The sequence below is a fragment of the Cupriavidus sp. 8B genome (assembly GCF_054589115.1).
Map to the genome: position 1 here is coordinate 1 of NZ_BAAILO010000364.1, position 1,724 is coordinate 1,724.

General features: G+C 57.3%; 2 protein-coding genes. One reads left to right on the plus strand and one right to left on the minus strand.

Annotated elements, in window-relative coordinates; all coding sequences use genetic code 11:
• Window positions 1–6: 6 nt before the first annotated feature.
• Window positions 7–1,254, minus strand: coding sequence for an ISL3 family transposase (locus ACYP5B_RS34240; RefSeq protein ID WP_459572589.1), 1,248 nt, complete (start codon window positions 1,252–1,254; stop codon window positions 7–9).
• On the opposite strand from ACYP5B_RS34240, the gene ACYP5B_RS34245 reads away from it, so the two are divergent.
• Window positions 1,253–1,684, plus strand: coding sequence for a hypothetical protein (locus tag ACYP5B_RS34245; protein WP_459572590.1), 432 nt, complete (start codon window positions 1,253–1,255; stop codon window positions 1,682–1,684). The genes ACYP5B_RS34240 and ACYP5B_RS34245 overlap by 2 nt on opposite strands.
• The last annotated feature ends 40 nt before the right edge of the window (window positions 1,685–1,724 follow it).

Here is a 1,724-nt window from a genome sequence, read left to right on the forward strand (position 1 = left end):
GGTTCGTCAGAAAAAAGTGTGGGTGGACGGAGGCTCGGGGAGATTGCCAAGTGCATGATATAGCGCGATTTCTGTCGCTCTGAAGGTCCGGAAGCCGTACGCTTTTCTCATGGTGACTTTTGCCTTGTTGTTCAAGCCCTCGACGATGCCGCTGGAGAACTGCCTGCGTGCTCGGAAGTAGTTGAGGATCAACTCGCGGTGGGCGCGCACGGTGCGGGCGAACTTCTTCATCGGCTCGATGCGAGAGCGCATTACCTGAGTGCACCACAGGTCGAGGAATTTTCCGGCCCACACAGGCGAGATGTAATCCCAGAGTTGCTGGAATTCTTCTTTAAGCAGCCAGGCCCGTACGGTGCGCAAGTTGTATTGAAGCAGATCGCGCAGACGCAGCCGCTGTTTGTCGGTCAGATTTTCCTGGCGCTTGAGCAGGCACCAGCGGGACTTCTTGAGCACCGGCTCATATCCGTCGCGGCTCATGCGGCGGCTTTCCTCGGCGCGAACCTCATCGATCGCCTTGTTCATCTTGGCAACGATGTGGAAGCGATCCAGGATGTTCAGTGCGTTGGGGCAATGCAGCGCAATCATCTCGAGATAGGGCTTCCACATATCCGAGCAGACGAACTCGACCTTCTCGCAGAGCTGTTTTCCTATCATCGCGAAGAACCTGGCGAAACTTTCTTTCGTGCGCTCCTGCCCGACCCAGAGCAGCCGTGTGCAGCCGGCCTCGATCTGGTAGACCAGTGTGAGGTACTTGTGTCCACGACCATACTGGATTTCATCGACGCCCAACGCGCGGATCGTGCCGAGTTCGCGATGGTTCAGCCCCCAGTCGACGACCCATTCCACTGCGTTGAAGACCTTCTCCCAACTGGTTCGGAAGCTGAGTGCTGTTTCTTTCCAGGACAGCTTACGTGCCCATTGCGCCAGGAAGATCATGTAAGCGCGGGTGAGCGTGTGCTTGCCGTTGGCCCACGGCAGAGCTTCGACCTTCACGCCACAGGCACGACAATCGACGCGCCGCATGGTATAGAGCAGAAACACGGCAAAGCCCCAGACGGGGATAAACTCGAAGCGGCGCTGCGTGAGCGAGTCGTAACCCCGCGCAGGCTGGTTACAGCACGAGCAAATCGGCTTCGAACCCTTGCGCGGCCGAACGTCGATCTCGATGGACTGGGTTGCCTCGCACAGCCGTGCACCTTCATATACAAAGCCGGGAAAATGATGACAGGCGTTAAGCAGACGGGTCAGCAACATGGTTAGCAAGCTCAGAACCGGCAAGGACAAAGCCGCCATTGTCACCGAACAGCAAGCGCTCGCGCAGTACGTCCCAGATCTCCATAACTGGCCTGCGTCGTGGCGAGTCGACGACGAAGATATTTCGACTGGACGGGCAATCGTAGCAATACTCACGCCTTTCCTTGAGCATCTGCTAACCTTGGGGTACGCACGCAAGACATTGCTCCGGCACCGCGATCACATTTGGATGCTCGGCGGCGAAATGATCCGACGCCGCCATGAAGATCCCGATCTCCTTACCCTCCCGGTGGCAACCCTCCTGGACAAACTCATCGAGGAAGACGGCGGACCGCTCATCTGGCCAGCTATCTCCGAGTCCGCACAAAATTCCTTTGATGCAACATGTCGCAAGCTCTATCAGTATCTGAATCGAGTGTCACTTGGCTAGCCGCGCACACTAATTCACCCACAGATTCCGCCGACGATCC